A 24,464-nucleotide genomic window follows, 5' to 3' on the forward strand; every position below is an offset into this window, starting at 1 on the left:
CCAAAGGGGCGAGGGGACTGCCCGGTGCGGTTTTCACCCTCTCCCTGTTAGGGAGAGGGCTGGGGTGAGGGTATTAAATGCGCCTCAATATACCGCTGATACCGGTTCGCCTTCAGGTAACACAAATCCACCAGCACCAGTCCGTCGACGCAGTCGTTAAACGCCGGGTCGCTGCCAAAATCAATAAACTGCACGCCGCCGGGTTCACACAGCTCGGAATACTGCTTGTAGAGCGGCGGAATCCCGCAGCCCAGATTGCCGAGCAGGGATTTCAGCTTTGTCAGATCGTCCACGTAATCCACGCCGCCAAACTGCGCGAGCACGTCCGGCAGCGATGCGGGATACGGCTGACGTGACGCGGCGAGCGGATGCGTTGCCGGGAACCACAGGCGGTAAAAGGCCACCAGCAGATCCCGCGCGGCAGGCGGTAAGCCGCCGGAAATGGAGACCGGGCCAAACAGGTAGCGGTAGTTCGGATAACGCGCCAGGTAGGCCCCAATGCCGGACCATAAATAGTCCAGGCCACGGCGTCCCCAGTAGCGCGGCTGAATAAAGCTGCGCCCCAGCTCAATACCGTGCTCCAGCACGTCCTGCATTTTGTCGTCGTAGTGGAACAGGCTATAGCTATACAACCCTTCCAGACCGCGACGTTCAACCTGTCTGGCGGTCGGCATAAAGCGATACGCGCCGACGATCTCCAGATCCTCATCATCCCACAGGATCAGGTGCAGATAATCATCATCGTAGCAGTCGGTGTCACGGCGTTTGCCGCTCCCTTCCTCGACCGCGCGAAAGGCAATCTCGCGCAGGCGGCCCAGCTCGCGCAGCAGCGGGGCGTCTTCCTGACCGTTGCGCTGCCAAAGATAGATGGTTTTACCGTCGCTGGTATTGCCCAGACATTCGGCCTGCGCCAGCGCGCGTTTCAGGGTGGCCCGGTCTTCCGGACGGGCAATGGCGCACTGGGTTTTAAAGACGCCAGGCAATCCCTTGCCAAGACGCATCACGTGCTGACGGCACTGTTCGGCCATCTCACGCGACGAAAGGGTGGCGCTGTGCCAGTGATGCCAGGCAATCTGCTGGCCGATTTTAATCGGCAGCTGGCTATGGCGGCGGCGGAACATCTGCTGCATCAGCAGCAGCATGGACAGCGTCGGGGAGACCAGCGTGCTGGCATAGAAGAGCAGGCTGTTATGCGCCTGAATATGCACCGGCAGCAGCGGGGCGCGCAGCTTGCTGGCGAGTTTGATAAAGCCAGAGTGCCATTTTTTATCGCGAATGCCCTTGCGCGTGGGGCGGGAAACTTCTCCGGCCGGGAAGAAGATCAGCACGCCTGCGTTTTGCAGATGCTGTTCCATCTGCACCAGGGACGATTTCGCCGTCCTGCCGCCCATATTGTCCACCGGAATAAACAGCGAGCTGAGGGGCTCAAGGTGGGTCAGCATCCGGTTGGTCACGACTTTAACGTCGCGTCGCACGCGGGAGACGGCGTACATCAGCGCCAGGCCATCCAGCGTACCCGTCGGGTGGTTGGCAATAATGACCAGCGGGCCATGTTCGGGGATTTGTTCAAGATCGCGGGCGGAAACGGTGCAGAGAATATCAAGGTGTTCCAGAACTTGCTCCACCATATCCAGTCCTTTCAGGTGGCGGTGTGCTGCGGCAAATTGCTGAAATTCGTCTTCGTAAAACAGTCTTTTTAACAGACTTTTTTGCCAGGGTGCAGGCCTCGCCTGAGGCCAAAGATCGTCGAGAACGCTATCGAGGCTAAACATGGTTACTCCTCCTGCCGTCTTGCGAAGACAGTAGAAGGAGCAGATGTCGGTTGTATTGCAGTTTGGTGAAGATTAGAGCAGGCCGGGTAAGGTGAAGCCGCTACCCGGCGCTAGAGCGGATTAACGCAGGATTTTCTTCTCGGCCAGATCCAGTGCGAAGTAGCTGAAGATCAGATCCGCGCCTGCGCGTTTGATGGCGCCGAGGCTTTCGAGGATCACTTTCTCTTCATCAATCGCACCGGCCAGCGCGGCGAATTTGATCATCGCGTACTCGCCGCTGACCTGGTAAGCGCCCAATGGCAGCTCGGTGCGCTCGCGGATGTCGCGCAGGATATCGAGATACGCGCCCGCTGGTTTCACCATCAGGCAGTCTGCGCCCTGGGCTTCGTCGAGCAGGGATTCGCGAATCGCTTCCCGACGGTTCAGCGGGTTCATCTGATAGGTTTTACGATCGCCCTTCAGCGCCGTACCGGCCGCTTCGCGGAACGGGCCGTAGAATGAGGAGGCAAATTTGGTGGAGTAAGACATGATTGCGGTGTCGGTAAAGCCCGCCGCGTCCAGCGCCTGACGGATCGCCTGAACCTGTCCGTCCATTGCGGCAGAGGGCGCGATGAAGTCCGCACCGGCAGCGGCAGCCACGACCGCCTGTTTGCCGAGGTTCAGCAGGGTGGCATCGTTATCGACACCGTGATCGCACAGCACGCCGCAGTGGCCGTGAGAGGTATATTCGCAGAAGCAGGTGTCTGACATAACCACCATTTCCGGCACGGTCTCTTTGCAGATGCGCGACATGCGGGCAACGAGGCCATCTTCTTTCCACGCGTCGCTGCCGGTGGCATCGGTATGGTGAGAGATGCCGAAGGTCATCACCGAGCGGATCCCCGCGTTGGCGATGCGTTCAATCTCACGCGCCAGATATTTCTCCGGAATGCGCATTACGCCCGGCATGGCTTCGATGGCTTTGTAGTCATCGATCTCTTCTTCGACAAAAACCGGCAACACCAGATCGTTTAAGGTCAGGGTTGTCTCTTCAAACATAGCGCGCAGTGCAGGTGACTTGCGCAGGCGGCGGGGACGTGCAATTAAATCGGTCATGGTATGCCTGATGTTTGTGGAACAAAGAAGGCTAGTGTACCTCAAAGTGAAGACAGGTGTTTTGGTAAAAGTGGGCATTTTATTTTTGTAAAATGTGATGGGGCTGGCTTTCTGGCATCAATATATAATGCAGGGCAGTATAACGCCGAAATGGAGATGAGTTATTCATATTGTTTTTATATTAAATAGAAAACATCATTGAAAATGATTCATTATATATTTTTATATGTGTCTTATTGTTGTGTCTGTATTTTAATGCTTTGTTTTTATAATATTTATCTGTAGTGACAGATGCTTTCTCGGTTTTGATGTGTTATTAGTCTGGATACGGACTTAATGGAAACATTCATTGAACCTTTTCGAAATGAAAATGCATAATTCCCTCCGCAATTAAACATTGCAAAATCATTGATGGACAAACTTGCTTACGTCCCTGAGGAGGGATGACCCAATGCAAACATGGAAAAAGAAACTCGTTGTATCTCAACTTGCATTAGCCTGCACCCTGGCTATCGCTTCTCAGGCCAATGCGAAGGATATTTCCGGTACGACATATAATACATTCGGATACGATAATACCGCTTCCACTCCCTGGTATTATGGCTATGCCGACTGGGATTACTCAGACGCGACCCACGACGGCGATATTTATCCGGTGATTAATAAAAGCACCGTGAATGGTGTTATTTCAACATATTATCTGGATGATGGCATCAATGGGCGGGCGAATGCGTTAAGCATTTCCAACAGCACCATTAATGGCATGATTACCTCTAAGTGTATGACCTCCTCGTGTGCTGAAGGCCTGGATACCGATGGCACCAACCATTCTCAATACGATCGTTTTAGCCTGACCGTAGATAATTCCACCATTAACGATACCTATGAGCATTATGCGTATGACGTCGTGAATGGGGAAAATACGGAAAGACACTATCTGGACACGTATAATCTGGGTAATGCGATTACCCTGGATGTAGAGTCCGATATTGTTATCCAGAATAATTCCCACATTGCCGGTATTACCCTGACGCAGGGTTATCAGGAGTCGGATAACACTCCTTACGACGGTGTTGAAGGCGTAGCCAACAGCAGCAAAGTATTTACCGACACGCTGGTGGTGAAAGACTCCGTTCTGACCTCAGGCGCGTACAGCGATCTGGGAACCAGCGGGTTCTACGGTCAAACCGCGAAGCCGAGCGACTACGGTGAAACGAATGCCACGGCAGCGGATGATGCGGCGCTGATCGTTGCCGCTAGCTCGTCTGATAACGCGATGCAGACCACTGCCACGTTCGATCATTCCACCGTTACTGGCGATATTCTGTTCTCCAGCACCTTCGACAACAACTTCTATCCGAACGGCGATCCGGCAACGGATACGACTGCAGACGGTGTCTATAACCCAACCACCAACGGCTGGGATGGCACCGATAAGCTGGATGTCACCCTGACCAACGGCAGCAAATGGGTCGGTGCAGCACAGTCCAGCGTCGAGGCTATTGGCCCAGCGCAGATGTATGGCCTGGGCTACAGCAACGTAGACTGGAGTAGCTTATCCCCTAACAGCATTTGGCCGGATTCCATTTATGACAGCAACGGACACGTTGCGGGTGAAGCGGTGTATCAGAGCGGGCTGTTTAACATCGCGCTGGATAATGGCTCTGAGTGGGATACCCGCAAGCTTTCTAATATCGACACGCTGACGGTAAACAACCAGTCTCAGGTTAACGTTGAAGACTCTGGTCTGCTGGCGGACTCCATCACCCTGACCAATGCTTCATCAATGAATATTGGAGACAGCGGTGCTGTGGCGACCGACCATCTGTATCTGGACAGCTATAGCCGTGCGGCACTGACGGAAGAAACGGCCGAACTGTATGCCAACACCATCACCGTGGATAACGGTGCTGAGCTGGCGCTGGGGCTGGGTCAGGTTGATACGCACAATATGGAACTGACCGATGGCGGGGTGCTGAACGTTGCCAGCCGTGATTACGTCCTGAACAGCGATCTGAACAACGCACGCTATATCACTAACGATAAGTACAATGCCGATTACGACTACGGTGTTGTGGCGATTAACTCTGATGGCCATCTGTCAGTAAACGGTGACGTTGCAGGTAACTACCAGGTGCGCATCGACGATGCGACCGGTGCCGGTTCCGTTGCCGATTACAAAAACAAAGAGATTATTCGCGTCTATGACAATAACGCGGATACCACAGCCAGCTTTACTGCCGCAAACAAAGCCGATTTAGGTGCTTACACCTACCAGGCACAGCAGCAGGGTGACGCCGTTGTACTCCAGCAGAAAGAGCTGACCGACTCTGCCAACATGGCGCTGAGCATCCCATCTGCCAATACCAATATCTGGAATCTGCAGCAGGATACCGTCGGCACGCGTCTGACCAACAGCCGTCACGGCCTGACGGATAACGGCGGGGCGTGGGTGAGCTACTTCGGTGGCAACTTCGACGGTGACAATAGCGTTATCAGCTACGATCAGGACGTGAGTGGTATTATGGTGGGTCTGGACACCCAGATTGACGGTAATAACGCGAAGTGGATCGTCGGTGGTGCGGCAGGTTTCGCGAAGGGTGATATCAGCGATCGTACCGGTCAGGTCGATCAGGATAGCCAGACAGCGATGATCTATGCGTCAGCGAAGTTCATGAACGATCTGTTCCTCGACAGCTCCCTGAGCTACACGCGCTTCAACAGCGATCTCTCTGCCAACATGAGCAACGGTAAGTATGTTGACGGCAATACCACGAATGATGCTGTTGGTTTTGGGCTGAAGCTGGGCTATGACTGGAAACCAAACCTCTCTGGCTACGTTACGCCATATGCAGCCGTCTCTGGCCTGTTCCAGTCTGGTGATGATTATTGTCTGAGCAATGACATGCGCGTAGATGGACAATCATACGATAGCCTGCGTTATGAACTCGGCGTTGATACGGGTTACACCTTCAACTACGGCGGCGAACAGGCTCTGACGCCTTACTTCAAACTGGCCTACGTCTATGACGATGCCGATAACAATGCCGATATTAACGGTGACAGCATTGATAACGGCGTGAAAGGCTCCGCTGTGCGGGTAGGGCTGGGCACCCAGTTTAGCTTCACGAAGAACTTCAGTGCGTACACCGATGCCACTTATCTGGGCGGCGGCGACGTTGATCAGAACTGGGGCGCAAATCTGGGCGTGAAATATACCTGGTAATGAATAAAACGGGGGAGTGGTTATCTCCCCCGCTTTTTATAGAAGCAATAAAAATAATATTGGACCGACAAATACGGATGACTTGAGGTCTGCATGAACGTTAATGCGAAACCGCTTTCTGAATTACGCCGGCTCGAACAGTATTTAACAGCGGCCAGTACCCCTTTTACATGTGCGCCCCAGCAATTAATTACGTCAGGCGAATGGAATGAGCCTTGTACGATCGTATTACAAACCGGCGTTATTGAGGTTTATCGAACTTCTGATGAATTGCTGGTGGGGATTGCGACTGCCCCTTTTATATTCGGGCTGTCTACGGTGGTGATTAATCACTCTCACGAATACAGGGTTATTGCTAAAACGGCCTGTACCGGTTTTTATTTGCCCACGGAAACCACCCGTCAACTCATCCAGCAGTATTCACTCTGGAAAGAGGCCTTCTGCTGGTTATCCTGGATAACTTACATTCTCGAGAAACGCGATAAGCAGCTGGTGGGAAATAATTCCTATCACCAGATCCGCTCGATGCTGCTGAATATGGCGGAATGGGATGAAACGCTGCGTTCAAAAATCGGTGTGATGAATCATATTCAACAGAGCACACGAATTTCACGTTCCGTTGTTGCCGAGGTGCTTGCCGCCCTGAGGCAGGGAAATTATATCAACATGAGCCGGGGCAAGCTGGTCAGCATCAACCGCTTGCCCACGGAATATTAAAATTAGTTAGACGCGGTGAGAACCTGGGCTTTATTGGCGCTCAGTTCAGCCACTAAGTTATCAATCCCGTCACTCATATTGACGAAACGCGTATGCGGGGAGCGGGTGACCACCACAAATGCGCCCACGTTTGACTGCGGGATCATGGCCATATAGGTGATGAATCCGCCGCCGCCGCCGGTTTTCTGAATAATACCCGGACGGCCATTTTTCGGTGCCATATAGACCCAGCCCATACCGAGCGCGTCGGCTTTACCCGGCACGTCCATCCCGATGACGCGTTGCAGCTGAGTGCGCTGATAAATCAGGGTCTGCATGCGATCGGCCTGGCTGCTGCGTGCGTAGAAATCTGAGGAAAGGAACTGTTGCATCCAGCGCATCATGTCGCCAGGCGTGGAATAGACCCCGCCGCTGCCCACGGCCGCCAGCGTATTATTACAGGGGCTAGCGCCTTTCTCCGCCACCATCAGGCGACGGCACTGATCCGGAGATGGGGTAAAGGTGGTGTCTTTCATACCCAGCGGACGGGTTATCTGCTCTTCAAACAGCTGCGTGTAGGGTTTGCCAGCCGCCGTTGAAAGGGCGTCCGCCAGCAGGTCAAAGGCCAGGTTTGAATAAGAGGCCTGCGAACCCGGCGCCGCCTTCAGCGTGGCGGTACTCAGGTAGCTCCAGCGCTGGTCGCGCGTTGGCCAGACAAATACGTCACGGTGCGCCGCCCCGCCTGGCTGCTCACGCGGCAGGGCGCTGGTGTGGGTGGCAAGGTTCACAAGCCGAATCGGCGTACCCTGATAGGTTGGAACCCGGGCGCCTGGAGGTGCGTATTTGCTGAGCGGGTCGTCGAGTTTTACCACGCCCTGATCGAGCAATTTCACCAGCATTTCGCTGGTCATCAGCTTGGTTAAGGACGCGATGCGGATAACGGAATCCAGCTGCGGGTGAACGTTATTTCCTGGGCGCGTCTCGCCAAAGCTGCGGAATACACGCTGGTTGCCGTCGATGACGACCATCGCCATCCCGGTCGCGCCGCTGCCGTAATAGATAAGGTTCGCGTAGCGATCGGCAATATCTGAAGCTAAAACGGGCGCCGTCAGCGGTTGGGCTGCCTGGGCGGTAGAAAAGCTCACCGCACACAGCGCGGCAAAAGAGAGCAGACAACGTTTCAACGAAAAGCATCCATGAAGTGAATGAAGAAAGTAATGGGTATTTATACTACTAATCGGTACCGCGCAATGCTCCGAATTGCATAACGATAGCGAGAAAAACGTAACCATGGGTAAATATGAACAATTTACTTACGAGCCATCTCCCATTTTGTGACATCGGGCTTATGATAGGCACCAGTGTCACTCAATCTTACGGAGAACGGTATGTCTGAGAAGCGTGTGGTTATGGTTGTCGATATGCAGAACGGGGTATTTGAAACCCCTCGTCATCAGCGCGAAAAATGTGTCTCTCTGATCAACCAGCTTACGCAGGCAGCCGACAAGGTCATTTTTATTCAGCATACCGAGGCAGGGGGCCTGGAAGAGGGAAGTGAAGGGTTTGCGCTACTGCCTGAACTCCATCAGCCAGCTGACGCGCTATATGTGACCAAAACCGCCTGTGATGCCTTCTATAACACCGTGCTTGAGGCGCTGCTGCGTGAGCAGGGCATTCGCGAGTTTGTCATCTGCGGCTGCGCCACCGATTACTGCGTCGATGCGACGATCAAGAACGGCGTCAGCCGGGGTTATCACATCACCGTGGCGGAAGATGCCCATACTACCGCCAATCGCCCGGCGGCAGATGCGCGGATCCTGATTAACCACCACAACGACGTCTGGCGTAACTTCATCGCGCCGGCGAATCCTCTCGCGGTGAAACGCACCGAAACAATTCTCGAAAACTGGAAAGCGAACTAATAATCAACCCTCGGGTCTGACCTTTTTGCCTGAGTCGGGAGGCTGGCTCGGGCAGGTTTTTCGTGTGGTAACGTGTTGTGCACAGCAACAGCCATAACAACAAGAAGGAAGCATTATGTTTAAGTCTTTTTTCCCAAAGCCGGGGCCTTTTTTCCTGTCGGCATTTATTTGGGCACTCATCGCTGTCATTTTCTGGCAGGCGGGCGGCGGCGCATGGCTGACGCGCATCACGGGAGCAACGGGCGAGGTGCCGATTAGCGCGGCGCGCTTCTGGTCGCTCAGCTATCTGCTGTTTTACGCCTACTACACGGTGTGCGTAGGGCTGTTTGCCCTGTTCTGGTTTATGTATTCTCCGCACCGCTGGCAGTACTGGTCTATCCTCGGCACATCGCTAATTATCTTTGTCACCTGGTTCCTCGTGGAGGTGGGCGTGGCGGTTAACGCCTGGTATGCGCCGTTCTACGATCTGATCCAGACCGCGCTGAGCTCGCCGCATAAGGTGACCATCAACCAGTTCTATCATGAAGTCGGCGTCTTCCTCGGTATCGCCCTTATTGCGGTGATTATCGGCGTGATGAACAACTTCTTCGTCAGCCACTACGTTTTCCGCTGGCGTACCGCGATGAACGAACATTATATGGCGCACTGGCAGCACCTGCGCCATATCGAAGGTGCCGCACAGCGTGTGCAGGAAGACACCATGCGTTTTGCCTCCACCCTTGAAGACATGGGCGTCAGCTTTATCAACGCCATCATGACGCTAATCGCCTTCCTGCCGGTGCTGGTGACGCTCTCGGCGCACGTGCCGGATCTGCCGATTGTCGGCCATATTCCTTATGGTCTGGTGATTGCCGCGATCGTCTGGTCGCTGATGGGCACGGGCCTGCTGGCGGTGGTGGGGATCAAACTGCCGGGCCTGGAGTTTAAAAATCAACGCGTGGAAGCCGCTTACCGTAAAGAACTGGTTTACGGCGAAGATGACGCCAACCGCGCCTCGCCGCCAACCGTCCGCGAGCTGTTTGGCGCCGTGCGTCGTAACTACTTCCGACTCTACTTCCACTATATGTATTTCAACATTGCCCGTATTTTGTATCTGCAGGTGGATAACGTTTTCGGTTTGTTCCTGCTGTTCCCGTCGATTGTTGCGGGTACGATTACGCTCGGTCTGATGACGCAGATCACCAACGTTTTCGGTCAGGTTCGCGGGTCGTTCCAGTACCTGATCAGCTCCTGGACCACCCTGGTAGAACTGATGTCCATCTACAAACGTCTGCGCAGTTTTGAACGTGAGCTGGACGATCGTGACCTGCAGGAAGTCACTAACACATTTAGCTAATACAGGAAGTTGCTATGTCTTTTGTCGTACCGCGCGCGTTACCGTTGTCCTTGCTGGCCGCTCTTGTGCTGGCAGGCTGTGCCGAAAAAGGGGCCGCTCCGCTCAAAAAGGGGGAGAAGCCCGTCGATGTGGCGAGCGTTGTGCGGCAGAAAATGCCCGCCAGCGTGAAGGATCGCAACGCGTGGGCAGATGCGCTGGCAAAAACCTTTGAAAGCCAAAAGATCGCGCCGACCGAGGAGAATATCTGCTCGGTGCTGGCGGTGGCGCAGCAGGAGTCGATGTACCAGTCAGACCCGGTGGTGCCGGGTCTGAACAAAATTGCCTGGAAAGAGATCGACCGCCGCGCGGAATCCATGCATATCCCGGTTTTCCTCGTGCATACCGCGCTTAAAATCACCTCGCCGAACGGCAAAAGCTACAGCGAACGGCTGGACGCGGTGAAAACCGAAAAACAGCTCAGCGCCATCTTTGATGATTTCATCAGTATGGTCCCGATGGGGCAGAAGCTGTTTGGCTCACTGAACCCGGTACATACCGGTGGCCCGATGCAGGTGAGCATTGCGTTCGCGGAGAAGCATACCGACGGCTACCCGTGGAAAATCGACGGTACGGTACGCCAGGAGGTCTTCTCCCTGCGCGGTGGGCTATGGTTCGGCACGTATCATCTGCTGAACTATCCGGCGAACTACAATGAGCCGCTGTACCGCTTTGGCGACTTTAACGCGGGCTGGTATGCCAGCCGTAATGCGGCATTCCAGAGTGCGGTCAGCCGCGCAAGCGGCGTTAAGCTGGCGCTGGACGGCGATCTCATCGCTTACGGCAGCAGCGAGGCGGGAAGCACCGAGCTGGCAGTACGGAAATTATCCACCACGCTTGGCTTCAGCAACAGCGACATTCGCCGTCAGCTTGAGAAAGGCGACAGCCTGGCCTTTGAGAAAACGGATCTGTACAACAAGGTGTTTGCGCTTGCAGAGAAGAAGAGTGGGAAAGCGTTACCGAGGGCGATCCTGCCGGGGATCCAGCTGGAAAGCCCGAAGATCACGCGTAACCTGACCACCGCATGGTTCGCAAAACGCGTGGACGATCGTCGGGCGCGCTGTATGGGGCTTTAACGGCGACGGCGAAAGCGCAACACTAACGCCACAACGCCCAGAATCATACATCCCGCGAGGAAGGGGATCAGGCCGAACAGGGTGCTGACGCCAAAGCCAATCTCAACTCGCGGGCGTCCGTTATCCTGCACCTGCATCAGGTGTTCATAAACGCCCGGCGCATGGACCAGCATATTGAGCAGCTGTGAGCCGGCCCAGAAGCAGAACAGGACAAACAGGGCATAAGCGATATTACCCGCCGTGGAGGTTTTTGGTTTGCCGCCAAAAATCGGTTTCGACAATGTAAAGTCAGCCATGTTGACCTCCCGTGGTATCACTCTGTTTTAATACGCGTCTTACGGGGTGAGTTTGACAGGTCATCGCATTTGTCAATATCAGAATCGTGGTAATTTGCGCGCCGGAATCCTCCTGGATTGCCGATTTCTGCAGCACATCACAATTTCATCACTTAAGTGAAATTGCGTCGCGTTTCAGAATTTCCGTATCTGCCACAGACCTGGCCGTAAAACTGTGAGAGGATGTCTTTTTTTCCTGCCGGAGTTGTTATGAAGCTCACGTCCAAACTACGCCGTGACTGGCACTACTACGCCTTTGCTATCGGGCTGATCTTTATTCTTAACGGTGTCGTGGGCCTGTTGGGGTTTGAAGCAAAAGGATGGCAAACCTATGCCGTCGGGCTGGTGACCTGGGTGATAAGTTTCTGGCTGGCGGGGTTGATTATCCGCCGTCGTCCTGAAGAGACGACAGCGGATGAGGCGAAGCGCGCCGATTAACCGTTTACGGAACTTTTAAGCGCGCTGTCGGCGGCGTGACGCTCCAGCGCCAGTTCGATCAGGCGGGTGATCAGTTCCGGGTAGCTCAGGCCGCTGGCCTGCCACAGTTTCGGATACATGCTGATGTTTGTGAACCCCGGCAGCGTGTTGATTTCATTGATCACCACTTCGTTTTCCGGCGTCAGGAACACATCCACGCGCGCCATGCCGCAGCAGCCGAGCGTCTGATAAGCGCGAATGGCTATCGCCCGGATCTTATCGTTAATCGCCGGATCGATATCTGCGGGAACGACAACCTGCGCGCCTTTGTCATCAATGTATTTGGTGTCGTACGAGTAGAAGTCGCTGTTTAAGACCACTTCGCCGCAGGTGCTCGCCTGTGGAAAATCATTGCCCAGCACGGCGCACTCAATCTCACGGCCTTTGATGCCCTGCTCAACCACCACTTTATGGTCGAACTCAAACGCCAGACGGACAGCCTGCGTGAACTCTGCTTCGCTGGTGACTTTGCTGACGCCCACGGAGGAGCCCTGGTTTGCCGGCTTCACAAACAGCGGCAGACCCAGCTCTCCGCTAATTTGCGCGAAGCTGTGCTTGTCGCGGTTGGCGCGGGTGAGGGTCACGAATGGCGCAATATTCAGCCCGGCATCGCGCAGCAGGCGTTTGGTGACGTCTTTGTCCATGCACGCGGCAGAGCCGAGGACGTCCGAGCCGACGAACGGCAGGTTGGCCATGCGCAGCATTCCCTGCAGGGAACCATCTTCGCCCAGGGTGCCGTGAACGATAGGGAAGACAACGTCGATCTGGGCGAGAGCCTGTGCGTTGCCGGCGTCGATGAGCTGCCCCTTCGCGACGCCGGGTACGGTGGCGACGCTCACTTCCGAAGGATTAAGGGCGATATGCGCCGGATCGTGAGCATTCAGCAGATACTGGCTGGCATCGTTAACGTGCCACTGCCCCTGTTTATCAATGCCCAGCAGCACCACGTCGAAACGGCTTTTATCGATCGCATCAACGATATTTTTGGCCGATTGCAATGACACTTCGTGCTCCGCTGATTTTCCCCCAAAGACAATACCTACGCGCTGCTTAGCCATCTCACTCTCTTCCAGTCTGACGAAAAGCCAATAACATACCACGATGCCCGGCGGGTTTCGCGGCCTTCTGCCATAATGTTTTTGGGGAATGTTGAGGGGGGAGAGTGAAAGGAAAAACGCTGCTGACCATTTTCATCATTGTGGCCGTTGCAACGGTGGGTTACCGCTGGTTGCCGCCTTACTACAACCCTTTTATGCCGCTGACGCTTGACGACCCGCCGGGCCGAATCGCCCAGTATAAGCTCCGGCGCTTAACTCCCGAGGCGTGCGCGAGCCTGCTTTCGCAGGCTAACCAAAGAGATCTCATCCGCACCCAGCCGGTGGCCGACAGCGGCGGCGCGTGTCCGCTTAACAACGTCGTGCGCGTGCGTGACTTCGGCCCGGTCAGCCTGAACAGCAGTTTCCTTGCCAGCTGTCCGCTGGCGCTCAGCTCTGCGCTGTTTATCAGCCAGCAGGCCCGGCCGCTGGCAAAACGCTATACGGGCAGCGACCTGGCGCGTATCGATCATCTCGGCAGCTTTGCCTGCCGCAACATTTACCACCGCCCTGACGCGCGACGCAGTGAGCATGCCACGGCGGAGGCGCTGGATATCGTCGCCTTTCGGCTGGCGAACGGGGAACGCGTCACGGTACTGAACGGCTGGAAGGCGGCAACAACGCAGCCATGGCTGAAGGCCATGCTGGCGGCAAGCTGCGGCTACTACGGAAACGGCCTGGGGCCGGAGTATAACGCGGCGCATGCCAACCATTTTCATCTGGGAATGCGCGGTTTCGGACTCTGCCTGTGAAGCATAATATTCCGCCAGAAAATGGATGAATTGTGACTTATTTCACAAATATGATGACTGGGAAGATAAAACACCAAAGTCAGTCAGGCCGCATCTCTGGTGCGACGTCAAAACGCGTAACTTGCTAATCTGTCGGCGAATTCGCCTAAAAATGAAGACTATTTCTTTATGGAATCCTGGAAAGTTAATCTCATCTCGGTCTGGTTCGGCTGCTTCTTTACCGGGCTGGCCATTAGCCAGATCCTGCCGTTCCTGCCGCTGTACGTCTCGCAGCTGGGGGTGACCTCGCATGAAGCGCTCTCCATGTGGTCCGGCCTGACGTTCAGCGTCACGTTTCTGGTCTCCGCCATTGTGTCACCGATGTGGGGCAGCCTGGCGGATCGTAAAGGCCGAAAACTGATGCTGCTGCGCGCCTCGCTCGGGATGGCGATTGCCATTCTGCTCCAGGCCTTCGCCACCAACGTCTGGCAGCTGTTTTTCCTGCGTGCGGTGATGGGGCTGACGTCCGGGTACATTCCGAATGCCATGGCGCTGGTCGCCTCTCAGGTGCCGCGCGAGCGTAGCGGCTGGGCGCTGAGTACGCTCTCCACGGCACAGATCAGCGGCGTCATCGGCGGTCCGCTGCTGGGCGGTTTTCTGGCGGACCACGTCGGGCTGCGCGCGGTATTTATCATCACCGCGATCCTGCTGGTGGTCAGTTTTCTGGTCACGCTCTTTCTTATCAAAGAGGGGGGCCGCCCGGTTATCAGTAAATCTGAACGCCTGAGCGGCAAGGCCGTCTTCGCCTCGCTGCCCTATCCGGGACTGATGATCAGCCTGTTTGTGACCACTATGGTTATCCAGCTCTGTAACGGTTCTGTCGGTCCGATTCTGGCGTTGTTTATCAAGTCGATGGAGCCGGATAGCACAAATATCGCTTTTCTGAGCGGCATGATTGCCGCCGTGCCGGGCGTATCCGCTCTGATTTCCGCGCCGCGTCTGGGAAAACTGGGTGACAGGATCGGCACGGCGCGTATCCTGATGGCGACGCTGATCTTTGCGGTCGTGCTCTTCTTCGCGATGTCGTTTGTCACCTCTCCGCTTCAGCTTGGCGTATTGCGATTCCTGCTCGGGTTTGCTGATGGTGCAATGTTGCCTGCGGTACAGACCCTGCTGGTTAAATATTCCAGCGACCAGGTGACGGGGCGTATTTTTGGATATAACCAGTCATTTATGTATCTGGGGAATGTTGCCGGTCCGCTTATTGGCGCATCTGTTTCCGCGATGGCCGGTTTTCGTTGGGTATTTGCGGCCACGGCGATTGTCGTTTTAATCAATATTATCCAGCTGGCTATTGCGCTGCGTCGCTGCAGACAAATGGCGGAAGCGAAATCGGCGAGATAATCGTTTCGTTGATGTATTATATATTCTTATGGTAGCCGCATTTTTATATAACAAAATGCGGCGCTTCTTTATAGAAAAACGTTTCGCTCACCGCGGCGGTCCTTTATTTTCATTCCTGCATCACTTTTGCATACCATAATAAATTTCTTCTCTTTGCATTATGGATTCAGAATGCTAACTTCAGACAAAACTGAAAAAGGAACTGGCACGATGAAAAATCTCATTGCTGAATTGCTGGTCAAGCTGGCACAAAAGGAAGAGGAGTCAAAAGAGCTGGTAGCCCAGGTCGAAGCGCTGGAAATTGTGGTCACCGCGCTGCTGCGACAAATGGCGAAAACCGATCAACAGGCGTTGATTGAGAGCGTGGAAGGCGCGCTGGACAGCGTCAGGCCTGAATCGCAGGTTCCGGTTGAGGATGCCGAGATGCTCCACCAGTACGTAAAGAAGCTGTTAAGGCATCCGCGCAGCTAAACCGTCACAGGACGTAACGACGTGTCATAGAATTGTCATGCAGGATGCCTATAGTCGCTCTGTTTTTATTTTTATGTATTTGTACATGGAGAAAATAAATTGAAACAGAGCGCACTTTTCATCGCATTACTTCCCCTGTTAATTACCCCTGCCATTTATGCCGATACTGCCCAAACCAGCGTGCTGGATAATCGCGCGGCAAAAGGGGATATCACCCAGCCTGGCGGCGCACGCCGTTTATCAGAAGATCAAACTGCCGCTATTCGCGCTTCGCTGAATGATAAGGCGGAGAAAAATATTATTCTGCTTATTGGCGATGGAATGGGGGATTCCGAAATCACGGCGGCGCGAAATTATGCCGAGGGTGCGGGCGGCTTTTTTAAAGGCATCGACGCATTACCGCTGACCGGACAATATACCCATTACGCGCTGGATAAAAAAACCGGTAAACCGGATTACGTCACGGACTCCGCGGCCTCTGCTACGGCGTGGTCCACCGGCGTGAAAACCTATAATGGCGCACTGGGTGTGGATATTCACGAAAAAGATCATCAAACCCTTCTTGAGATGGCAAAAGCGGCGGGCCTGGCGACCGGCAACGTCTCCACCGCTGAACTTCAGGATGCAACGCCCGCGGCGCTGGTGGCGCACGTGACCTCGCGTAAATGCTACGGTCCGTCAGTGACCAGCGAAAAATGCCCGACGAACGCGCTGGAAAAAGGCGGCAAAGGCTCGATTACGGAACAGCTGCTGAACGCGCGTCCTGACGTGACCCTCGGCGGCGGCGCGAAAACCTTCGCAGAAACCGCGACGGCGGGCGAGTGGCAGGGCAAAACGCTGCGCGAGCAGGCGCAGGCCCGCGGCTATCAGCTGGTGAGTGATGCAAATTCGCTGGCAGCCATCACCGAGGCGAACCAGGACAAGCCGCTGCTGGGGCTATTCTCTGACGGCAACATGCCCGTGCGCTGGGAAGGACCAAAAGCCTCTTATCACGGCAATATCGATAAACCTGCCGTGACCTGTACGCCTAACCCGAAACGCACGGACAGCGTACCGACGCTGGCGGCGATGACCGATAAAGCCATCTCTCTGCTGAGCAAGAGCGAAAAAGGGTTCTTCCTGCAGGTTGAGGGCGCGTCGATCGATAAGCAGGATCATGCGGCGAATCCGTGCGGCCAGATTGGCGAAACCGTCGATCTGGACGAAGCGGTGCAGAAGGCGCTTGAGTTCGCGAAAAAAGACGGCAACACCCTGGTGATCGTCACCGCGGACCATGCGCACGCCAGCCAGATCATCCCGGCAGATACCAAAGCCCCAGGCCTGACGCAGGCGCTGAATACCAAAGATGGCGCCGTTATGGTGTTGAGCTACGGCAACTCTGAGGAAGAGTCCATGGAGCACACCGGCACCCAGCTGCGCATTGCGGCCTACGGCCCGCACGCGGCAAACGTGGTAGGCCTGACCGATCAAACGGATCTGTTCTACACCATGAAGGCGGCGCTGGGTTTTAAATGATAAAATCCCGGCGGAAATCACATCTGTCGGCTGGTTTTTTTCCTGTCACGAACCAGACTTACAGGGAATGTTCACAAAAGGATGGTGCAATGAAAACAACATTACTGGTTACTCTGCTCTCCGGCCTGTTCCTGGTCGCATCGGCGAACGCGGAAGAGAAGACGCTAACGCCGCAACAACAGCGTATGACCACCTGTAATCAACAGGCGACGTCGCAGAGTCTGAAGGGAGATGCCCGCAAGACCTACATGAGCGACTGCCTTAAAAATGGCGCCGCGAAACCGGCTGAAAAAAGCCTGACGCCGCAGCAGCAAAAAATGCGCGAGTGTAATGCGAAAGCGACCGAGCAGTCCCTGAAGGGGGACGACCGCAGCAAGTTCATGAGCGCGTGCCTGAAGAAAAAAGTGTAGTTCAAACGGGTGAGCGGCTTCGGCGGCTCACCCGAAATTTCATACTTTCCCCGCAGACCCCCTCTCTATAATTTGGGAAAATGTTTCAGAATATTCCCAAAAATGATGAATGATGAAACGTATTACAACAAAAAGCGCATTCGGGAAGAGTGGAATTTAACCCTTTCTCAGGATGACCCTCACCGCGCCGGCATTCAATTTGCCCGGCGAGTTCGGCTGGCGCGCGCCGTCGGGCTGGCGGCGATGTTTTTCCCCGTTGCGGGGATGCTGGTCACCCATTTTTTACCCGGTGGCTGGTGGCTTTTACTGGTGGGGTGGGCGTTCGTCTGGCCCCATTTTGCCTGGCAGCTGTCCTGCCGTGCCGCTTCACCTCATCAGCAGGAAATTTTCAATCTTAAAATCGATGCCATTATCGCCGGGCTCTGGATAGGCGTGATGGGGATGAATGCATTACCCACCGCAGCGCTGGTGATGATGGTGGGGATGAATATGATGGGTTCCGGCGGCTGTCGTCTGTTTATCCCGGGGATCGCGTTGACGCTGCTCTCCGCGCTGGTGACCCTGCCACTCGTCGGGAAAGTGGCCGTCTTCAACCCCGACCTCGTGGAGTGGGGCTTAACGTTACCCGTGCTCGTGCTGTATCCCATGCTGTTTGCCTGGCTCAGCCACCGAACCGCCGTCAGGCTTGCGGAACATAAGCAGCGGCTGGAAATGATGAGCACCCGCGACGGGATGACCGGGGTCTTTAACCGTCGGCACTGGGAAATGCTGCTGCGAAATGAATTTGAGCATTGTCGGCGCGACCACAGCACCGCCACGATATTGCTGATTGATATCGACCACTTTAAAAACATCAACGACACCTGGGGGCACGACGTGGGCGACGAGGCGATCATCGCTATTACGCGTCAGCTCCAGCGGTCGGTACGGTCAGGCGATGCGATCGGTCGGTTTGGCGGGGATGAGTTTGCGGTGATTATGTCGCAGACCGCGGCGGAAAGCGCCATCGCCGTGATGTCGCGACTGCATGAGCGGCTGGAAAAACTGACGTTACCGTGCGCGCCAAAAGAAGCGCTGCGCATCAGCGTAGGCGTTGCCCCCTGGGGGCCGCAGTTTGGACATTATCGGGAGTGGCTAAAGGCGGCGGACGTGGCGCTGTACAGGGCGAAAAATGCCGGGCGCGGCCGCACCGAAGTGGCCGCCTGACGCCCGGTCAGAAATCAGGATTTACTCAGCTTCTCTGATTTTTCCATGCATTTTGCCATCGCTTCAATGACGGCCGAGCGGAATCCGCGCTCTTCCAGCACCCGCACCGCTTCGATGGTGGTACCGCCCGGGGAGCAGACCATATCTTTCAGTTCACCCGGGTGTTTGCCGGTTTCCAGCACCATTTTGGCGGAGCCCATGACGGCCTGCGCGGCGAACTTATACGCCTGCGCGCGCGGCATTCCGCCAAGCACGGCGGCGTCGGCCATCGCTTCTAAAAACATGAACACATAGGCAGGGGCTGAGCCACTCACGCCGACCACCGGATGGATCATCGATTCGGCAATCACTTCTGCCTCACCGAAGCAGCGGAAAATATTCAGCACGTCGGCCACTTCTTCTGTGGTCACCAGCGCGTTAGGCGTGACGGAGGTCATTCCGGCATTGACCAGCGAGGGGGTGTTGGGCATGGCGCGGACGATTTTACGATCGTGACCCAGCGCGCGCGCCAGCTGATCGAGCGTGACGCCCGCGGCAATCGACACGACCAGCGTCTCTTTATTCAGGCTGGAGGTGATATCGCTCAGCACTTTGATCATGATGTTCGGCTTGACGGCGCCAAAGACGATATCGGCGACCTGGGCGACTTCCTGCGCGCTTTCGGCGGCGTTGATCCCATATTGATCGCGCAACTCGGCGACTTTGTCCGGTGACGGGGTATAGACCCAAATCTGACCCGGCAGCACCTGCCCGCTGGCGATCAGACCGCCCAGGATGGCTTTGCCCATGTTACCGCAGCCGATAAACCCGATTTTCTTGTCCATCACGATTCTCCGTCATTATGCGTTGTTTTCTCTGATTGATAGCTTAACAACGAAATGCAGGCGACAATAGTCGGCAGACTCATTATGGGGAGACAATATGGCGATTTGGGTTGATGCGGACGCGTGTCCGAACGTGATTAAAGAGATTTTATTTCGCGCCGCCGAGCGCGTTCAGATGCCGCTGACGCTGGTGGCGAACCAGAATATCCGCGTACCGCCTTCGCGGTTCATCCGCTCCTTGCGCGTGCCGGCCGGGTTCGACGTGGCGGATAACGAAATTGTTCGCCTGTGCAGCGTGGAGGATCTGGTGATCACGGCGGATATTCCGCTGGCTGCCGAAGTGCTGGAGAAAGGGGCGGCGGCGCTCAATCCGCGCGGGGAGCGTTACTCGCCTTCGACCATTCGGGAAAAGCTCACCATGCGCGATTTTATGGATACGATGCGGGCCAGCGGCGTGCAGACCGGTGGACCGGACAGCCTGTCCCAGCGCGATCGCCAGCAGTTCGCTGCCGAGCTGGATAAATGGCTGCTGGAAGTGAAGCGCCGCACAGCGTAATGATAATTATTGTCAATTTGTGGTACAGTGTGGCCTCCACAGGGTTGTCATCCCGTACCGCTTTGCAGTAAAGTAATCGCAACATCTTCTGCAATTATTTCTTTACACTCTTCAGCCATTCGGCATCAAGGGGAACACCTGGCATGACCCAACCCATCTTTTTAGTTGGCCCCCGCGGCTGTGGGAAAACCACCGTTGGCCTGGAGCTGGCACGCGTGTGTCATCGCCAGTTTGTTGATACCGACCACTGGCTGCAAACCGAGGCCGGAAAAACCATCGCCGAGATTGTTGAGCAAGAGGGATGGGAGAGCTTTCGCGCGCGCGAAACCGCCGCGCTGAAAGCGGTCACCACCCCGTCTGCCGTGATCGCCACTGGCGGCGGCATTGTTCTGGCTGAGTGTAATCGCCACTTTATGCGCGAAAAGGGGATTGTGATTTATCTCAGCGCGCCGGTGTCGGCTCTGGTAGGGCGGCTGGAAGCCTTTCCGGAAGAGGGGCAACGCCCCGCGCTGACCTCCAGGCCGCTCAGCGAAGAGGTGAGCGAAGTGCTGGCCGAACGCGATGCGCTATACCGCGAAGCGGCTCACCACGTGGTGGATGCGTCAGCCTCTCCCGAAGACGTTGTGATTCAGATTATTACCGCCCTGCGTTTGGCTTGTGCCAGCTAACCGGCGTCTATACTTATAGCTCAGACATAAAAAAAGGATGAGCTATGCCAACCAGACCTCCCTATCCGCGTGAAGCACGCATTGTTACCGTTGAAAAAGGCCAGACGGGTCATACCGTGACCTGGTATCAACTGCGTGCCGATCACCCCAAGCCGGACTCGCTGATCAGTGAACACGAGACTGAACAGGAAGCGCTGGATGCGAAACGGCGCTATGAAGATCCCGATAAAACCTGACCCTTTTCCTAAACGTTCCAGTATCGTGCCTGAATCACACTTTTTACTCATCGGGAAAGTTAAGCAGGAGTTAATATTTAGTTATTACAAGTAACTCCGGTATCGGCAGGCGATCTTTACATTTCGATGTCGGGATCACCTGCTACGCTTGGTGCTGTTTTGTTGAAAAAATGAACTGTGCAGCGTAGTGAGCCTGTACCTGTGTGCACGATGTTGGAGTAATGGAAGGCGATCAAGATGAAGGCAACGTTGGCGATCCTCACCATTGGTGTGGTCCCTGTAAGCGAAGTGTTACCGCTCTTAACCGAGCATGTATCTGAACAACAGATAACGCATCTTAGCCTGCTGGGGAAGATGAGTCGGGAAGAGGTCATGGAAGACTACGCTGTCGAGGCGGGGGAGGATCCCCTGGCGACGTTATTAAGCGACGGTAAACTGGCGCACGTTTCGCGTCAGAAAATCGAGCGCTCGCTGCAGGGCGTAATAGAAGTGCTCGATAATCAAGGTTATGACGTTATTTTGCTGATGAGTACCGCGCCCATTAAGGGCCTCACGGCGCGTAATGCGATTTTGCTGGAGCCGATGCGGATCATTCCACCGCTGGTGGCCTCCATCGTGGATGGTCATCAGGTGGGGGTGATTGTGCCCATTGAGGAGCTCATGGATAACCAGGAAGCAAAATGGCACGTGCTGGAAAAAGTGCCCTTGTATGCGCTGGCAAATCCGTTCTGGGACAGTGAGGCCAAGCTGATTGCTGCCGGGAAGGAACTGCTTGAGAGAGGAGCAGATGTCTTGATCCTGGACTGCCTCGGTTTCCATCAGCACCATCGTGATGATCTGCTGCAAAAAGCGCTGGATGTGCCCGTGCTGTTATCCAACGTTCTGATGGCTCGCCTGGCCTCGGAACTCCTCATGTAATGATTTTTCGTGACAGGTGATGAGCATGGCCCCTATAGTGAATTTTTATCTAAAAATATAAGGGCCAGTTCATGCTTCAAAGTAACGAATACTTTTCCGGTAAAGTGAAATCCATTGGTTTTACCAGCAGCAGCACTGGCCGCGCCAGTGTCGGCGTTATGGCGGAAGGGGAATACACCTTTGGCACGGCGGAAGCTGAAGAAATGACGGTCGTCAGCGGTGCGCTGAACGTCTTACTGCCGGGTGAAACGGAATGGAAAGTTTACGCTGCCGGGCAAGTTTTCAACGTCCCTGGCCACAGCGAGTTCCATTTGCAGGTCGCTGAACCTACCTCTTATCTGTGCCGCTACCTGAAATAAAAAATAAGCCGGGTGGCGCTAACGCTTACCCGGCCTGCGTTTTGCCTGTTATCTCTGCGCTTCGCCGCCGAGACCTTCCACCAGATTCTGAATCAACGCGGCCAGCTCGCCGGTCATCAGGATGAAGTCCGCGTCAAAGCGCTGGGCATAATCTTCCCTGTCGATATCTTCGTTCTGATCGCGCAGCTCGTCGCAGAATTTCAGACGCTTCACGGAGCCGTCGTCGCACATCACGAACTGAATGCGCTGCTGCCAGTCGAGCGCCAGTTTAGTGACCACTTTACCCGCTTCGATGTGGACGGCGATCTCGTCGCTCACCAGATCCTGCTTCTTCGCGCGGATCACGCCGCCATCTTCCAGCAGGGCTTTCAGCTCGGCTTCATCAAGGATCTGGAAACCCTGAGCCGCAGCGCCGCTGCGTACCCATTCGGTCAGCGTCAGCTCGATCGGCGTTTCCAGCGCCAGCGGAACGACCGGTAAAGATCCGATGCTTTTACGCAGCAGGGCCAGCGTATCTTCTGCTTTCTTGGCGCTGGCGCAGTCCACCATGATCAGCCCGTTGACGGTGTCGATCCACATCATGGTCTGGCTGAAGCGGCTGAAGGCGCGCGGCAGCAGGGAATGCAGCACTTCATCTTTCAGCGAATCTTTTTCGGTCTTTTTCAGCTTGCGGCCCTGTTCGGCTTCCAGCTTGAAAATTTTCGCTTCGAGCGCCTGCTTAACCACCGGCGTCGGCAGGATTTTCTCTTCTTTACGGGCGCAGACGATGATTTGACCCGTGCTGCTGGCGTGGGTCAGTGCATCGCTTTGTGAACCCATTGGCGGAACCCAGCCGGTTTTCGCCATATCCTGGCTACCGCAAGGGGAAAAGGTATAAGCGGCTAACTGTTTTTCCATCTCTTCTGCACGCAGCGAAACGTCGCGGCTGAGACGGTAAACCATCAAATTTTTGAACCACAGCATGATAATTTCCACGGCCTTGTCGTTAAATCAGCGGGCATGATAACGAATTGTCGCATCGCTTGCATTGCTAATCGGGAAGCGTGCTTCTACTCTGTTGATAATCAAAATAATGAGGAGAGTCTTGTGCGTATTGGGATCGATTTGGGCGGCACCAAAACAGAAGTCATCGCACTGAGCGAGCAGGGGGAGCAGCTGTTTCGCCATCGTCTGCCGACGCCGCGCGATGATTATCACCAGACTATCGAGACGATTGCCAGCCTGGTTGAGATGGCAGAGCAGGCGACAGGGCAAACCGGTAGCGTCGGGATGGGGATCCCGGGGTCGATCTCGCCGTATACCGGGGTGGTTAAAAATGCCAACTCCATCTGGCTCAACGGTCAGCCGTTTGATAAAGATTTGAGCCAACGTCTGAACCGGGAAGTGCGTCTGGCCAACGACGCCAACTGTCTGGCGGTCTCTGAGGCCATCGACGGCGCGGCGGCCGGTGCTCAGACCGTGTTTGCCGTGATTATCGGTACCGGCTGCGGAGCGGGCGTGGCGTTCGGCGGGCGCGCCCATATCGGCGGTAACGGCACCGCGGGCGAGTGGGGACACAACCCGCTGCCGTGGATGGATGAAGACGAGCTTAAATACCGCGCTGAGGTGCCGTGCTACTGCGGAAAGCAGGGCTGTATTGAGACGTTTATCTCCGGCACCGGTTTTGCGACCGACTACCACCGCTTAAGCGGCCAGCCGCTTAAGGGCAACGAAATCATGCGTCTGGTCGAAGAACAGGATCCGGTCGCCGAGCTGGCCCTTAGCCGCTACGAAATGCGGCTGGCGAAATCCCTGGCGCACGTGGTGAATATTCTCGATCCGGACGTGATTGTGCTCGGCGGCGGCATGAGCAACGTCGACCGGCTGTACGCCACGGTACCGAACCTGGTGAAACAGTGGGTGTTTGGCGGCGAGTGTGAAACCCCGATCCGCAAAGCTGTTCACGGTGACTCCAGCGGTGTGCGCGGCGCGGCGTGGCTGTGGCCGGAATAAAAGCAAATAATGTTTATTCCCTCTCCCTGTGGGAGAGGGCCTGGGTGGGGCAAGGTAAAAGCAAAACAGCAACGCAAGTTGCTGTTTTTGGTGTTTTTACCCTCTCCCT

Annotated in this window: 25 protein-coding genes; 18 read left to right on the forward strand and 7 right to left on the reverse strand. The window is 55.3% G+C overall.

Features of this window, described 5'->3' with window-relative positions:
* Positions 1-47: 47 nt before the first annotated feature.
* Both IM317_RS07900 and hemB read right to left on the reverse strand, forming a co-directional pair.
* Positions 48-1,772, reverse strand: a complete 1,725-nt coding sequence (locus IM317_RS07900) for a lysophospholipid acyltransferase family protein (RefSeq protein ID WP_033144733.1) — start codon at positions 1,770-1,772, stop codon at positions 48-50.
* Between the two features lie 120 nt (positions 1,773-1,892).
* Positions 1,893-2,867, reverse strand: coding sequence for a porphobilinogen synthase (gene hemB / locus IM317_RS07905; RefSeq protein ID WP_033144734.1), 975 nt, complete (start codon positions 2,865-2,867; stop codon positions 1,893-1,895).
* A gap of 451 nt (positions 2,868-3,318) precedes the next feature.
* Between hemB and IM317_RS07910 the strand changes: the two genes are divergently transcribed.
* Positions 3,319-6,093: an autotransporter outer membrane beta-barrel domain-containing protein gene (locus tag IM317_RS07910; RefSeq protein ID WP_193362470.1), complete on the forward strand. Its 2,775-nt coding sequence runs from the start codon at positions 3,319-3,321 to the stop codon at positions 6,091-6,093.
* A 93-nt stretch (positions 6,094-6,186) separates the two neighbouring features.
* Positions 6,187-6,810, forward strand: coding sequence for a helix-turn-helix domain-containing protein (locus IM317_RS07915; RefSeq protein ID WP_033144736.1), 624 nt, complete (start codon positions 6,187-6,189; stop codon positions 6,808-6,810).
* Between the two features lie 2 nt (positions 6,811-6,812).
* Here IM317_RS07915 and ampH read toward each other — a convergent pair whose 3' ends face one another.
* On the reverse strand, positions 6,813-7,973 hold the full coding sequence (gene ampH, locus IM317_RS07920) for a D-alanyl-D-alanine-carboxypeptidase/endopeptidase AmpH (RefSeq protein ID WP_033144737.1): 1,161 nt from the start codon (positions 7,971-7,973) through the stop codon (positions 6,813-6,815).
* 204 nt (positions 7,974-8,177) lie between these two features.
* Between ampH and IM317_RS07925 the strand changes: the two genes are divergently transcribed.
* The 3 genes from IM317_RS07925 (at position 8,178) to IM317_RS07935 (ending at position 11,159) form a co-directional block, all read left to right on the forward strand.
* Positions 8,178-8,711 (forward strand): isochorismatase family protein, encoded by a 534-nt coding sequence (locus IM317_RS07925; protein WP_033144738.1) that lies wholly within the window; start codon positions 8,178-8,180, stop codon positions 8,709-8,711.
* A 115-nt stretch (positions 8,712-8,826) separates the two neighbouring features.
* Complete coding sequence (gene sbmA / locus IM317_RS07930; protein ID WP_033144739.1) at positions 8,827-10,047, forward strand: peptide antibiotic transporter SbmA; 1,221 nt, start codon at positions 8,827-8,829, stop codon at positions 10,045-10,047.
* A gap of 14 nt (positions 10,048-10,061) precedes the next feature.
* Positions 10,062-11,159 (forward strand): DUF1615 domain-containing protein, encoded by a 1,098-nt coding sequence (locus tag IM317_RS07935; RefSeq protein ID WP_033144740.1) that lies wholly within the window; start codon positions 10,062-10,064, stop codon positions 11,157-11,159.
* Here the strand turns inward: IM317_RS07935 and IM317_RS07940 are convergent.
* A complete protein-coding gene (locus IM317_RS07940; RefSeq protein WP_008503287.1) occupies positions 11,156-11,455 on the reverse strand; it encodes a DUF2755 family protein in 300 nt (99 codons plus the stop codon). The two genes, IM317_RS07935 and IM317_RS07940, sit on opposite strands and share 4 nt — an antisense overlap.
* 249 nt (positions 11,456-11,704) lie before the next feature.
* Here IM317_RS07940 and IM317_RS07945 point away from each other — a divergent pair, with 249 nt between their 5' ends.
* Positions 11,705-11,932 carry a DUF2754 domain-containing protein gene (locus tag IM317_RS07945; protein ID WP_033144741.1) on the forward strand — a complete coding sequence of 76 codons (228 nt, stop codon included), beginning with the start codon at positions 11,705-11,707 and terminating at the stop codon, positions 11,930-11,932.
* Here IM317_RS07945 and ddlA read toward each other — a convergent pair.
* On the reverse strand, positions 11,929-13,029 hold the full coding sequence (gene ddlA / locus IM317_RS07950) for a D-alanine--D-alanine ligase (protein ID WP_033144742.1): 1,101 nt from the start codon (positions 13,027-13,029) through the stop codon (positions 11,929-11,931). The two genes, IM317_RS07945 and ddlA, sit on opposite strands and share 4 nt — an antisense overlap.
* 104 nt (positions 13,030-13,133) lie before the next feature.
* Here ddlA and IM317_RS07955 point away from each other — a divergent pair, with 104 nt between their 5' ends.
* The 6 genes from IM317_RS07955 to adrA all read left to right on the forward strand — a co-directional run bounded on the left by IM317_RS07955 (position 13,134) and on the right by adrA (position 18,802).
* A complete protein-coding gene (locus IM317_RS07955) occupies positions 13,134-13,817 on the forward strand; it encodes an extensin family protein (RefSeq protein WP_033144743.1) in 684 nt (227 codons plus the stop codon).
* A gap of 168 nt (positions 13,818-13,985) precedes the next feature.
* The gene (locus tag IM317_RS07960) at positions 13,986-15,200 is read left to right on the forward strand and encodes a multidrug efflux MFS transporter (RefSeq protein ID WP_033144744.1); all 1,215 of its coding nucleotides are present in this window, start codon (positions 13,986-13,988) and stop codon (positions 15,198-15,200) included.
* 210 nt (positions 15,201-15,410) lie between these two features.
* Positions 15,411-15,671 carry an anti-adapter protein IraP gene (gene iraP / locus IM317_RS07965; RefSeq protein WP_024906786.1) on the forward strand — a complete coding sequence of 87 codons (261 nt, stop codon included), beginning with the start codon at positions 15,411-15,413 and terminating at the stop codon, positions 15,669-15,671.
* Positions 15,672-15,770: 99 nt separating this feature from the next.
* Positions 15,771-17,186 carry an alkaline phosphatase gene (gene phoA / locus IM317_RS07970; protein ID WP_193362471.1) on the forward strand — a complete coding sequence of 472 codons (1,416 nt, stop codon included), beginning with the start codon at positions 15,771-15,773 and terminating at the stop codon, positions 17,184-17,186.
* 89 nt (positions 17,187-17,275) lie between these two features.
* Entirely contained in the window at positions 17,276-17,596 is a 321-nt protein-coding gene (gene psiF, locus IM317_RS07975; RefSeq protein WP_023334671.1) for a phosphate starvation-inducible protein PsiF, read from the forward strand.
* Between the two features lie 102 nt (positions 17,597-17,698).
* A complete protein-coding gene (gene adrA / locus IM317_RS07980) occupies positions 17,699-18,802 on the forward strand; it encodes a diguanylate cyclase AdrA (protein ID WP_033144746.1) in 1,104 nt (367 codons plus the stop codon).
* Between the two features lie 14 nt (positions 18,803-18,816).
* Here adrA and proC read toward each other — a convergent pair whose 3' ends face one another.
* Positions 18,817-19,626 (reverse strand): pyrroline-5-carboxylate reductase, encoded by an 810-nt coding sequence (gene proC / locus IM317_RS07985; RefSeq protein WP_023310536.1) that lies wholly within the window; start codon positions 19,624-19,626, stop codon positions 18,817-18,819.
* A 97-nt stretch (positions 19,627-19,723) separates the two neighbouring features.
* Here proC and IM317_RS07990 point away from each other — a divergent pair, with 97 nt between their 5' ends.
* From IM317_RS07990 to ppnP, 5 genes are all read left to right on the forward strand, one after another.
* Entirely contained in the window at positions 19,724-20,182 is a 459-nt protein-coding gene (locus tag IM317_RS07990) for a YaiI/YqxD family protein (RefSeq protein WP_033144747.1), read from the forward strand.
* Between the two features lie 143 nt (positions 20,183-20,325).
* Positions 20,326-20,850 (forward strand): shikimate kinase AroL, encoded by a 525-nt coding sequence (aroL, locus tag IM317_RS07995; RefSeq protein WP_029739752.1) that lies wholly within the window; start codon positions 20,326-20,328, stop codon positions 20,848-20,850.
* A gap of 44 nt (positions 20,851-20,894) precedes the next feature.
* Positions 20,895-21,086 (forward strand): protein YaiA, encoded by a 192-nt coding sequence (gene yaiA, locus IM317_RS08000; RefSeq protein ID WP_032638425.1) that lies wholly within the window; start codon positions 20,895-20,897, stop codon positions 21,084-21,086.
* Between the two features lie 237 nt (positions 21,087-21,323).
* Positions 21,324-22,004 carry an AroM family protein gene (locus IM317_RS08005; RefSeq protein WP_033144748.1) on the forward strand — a complete coding sequence of 227 codons (681 nt, stop codon included), beginning with the start codon at positions 21,324-21,326 and terminating at the stop codon, positions 22,002-22,004.
* Between the two features lie 71 nt (positions 22,005-22,075).
* Positions 22,076-22,363 (forward strand): pyrimidine/purine nucleoside phosphorylase, encoded by a 288-nt coding sequence (gene ppnP / locus IM317_RS08010; protein ID WP_008503270.1) that lies wholly within the window; start codon positions 22,076-22,078, stop codon positions 22,361-22,363.
* A 48-nt stretch (positions 22,364-22,411) separates the two neighbouring features.
* Here the strand turns inward: ppnP and rdgC are convergent, their stop codons facing one another.
* Positions 22,412-23,326, reverse strand: coding sequence for a recombination-associated protein RdgC (rdgC, locus tag IM317_RS08015; protein WP_023310540.1), 915 nt, complete (start codon positions 23,324-23,326; stop codon positions 22,412-22,414).
* A gap of 123 nt (positions 23,327-23,449) precedes the next feature.
* Between rdgC and mak the strand changes: the two genes are divergently transcribed.
* The gene (mak, locus tag IM317_RS08020; protein WP_033144749.1) at positions 23,450-24,355 is read left to right on the forward strand and encodes a fructokinase; all 906 of its coding nucleotides are present in this window, start codon (positions 23,450-23,452) and stop codon (positions 24,353-24,355) included.
* Positions 24,356-24,464: the final 109 nt, after the last annotated feature.

It is taken from the genome of Enterobacter cloacae complex sp. S3, assembly GCF_014930495.1.
GTDB classification, from domain to species: domain Bacteria; phylum Pseudomonadota; class Gammaproteobacteria; order Enterobacterales; family Enterobacteriaceae; genus Enterobacter; species Enterobacter asburiae_B.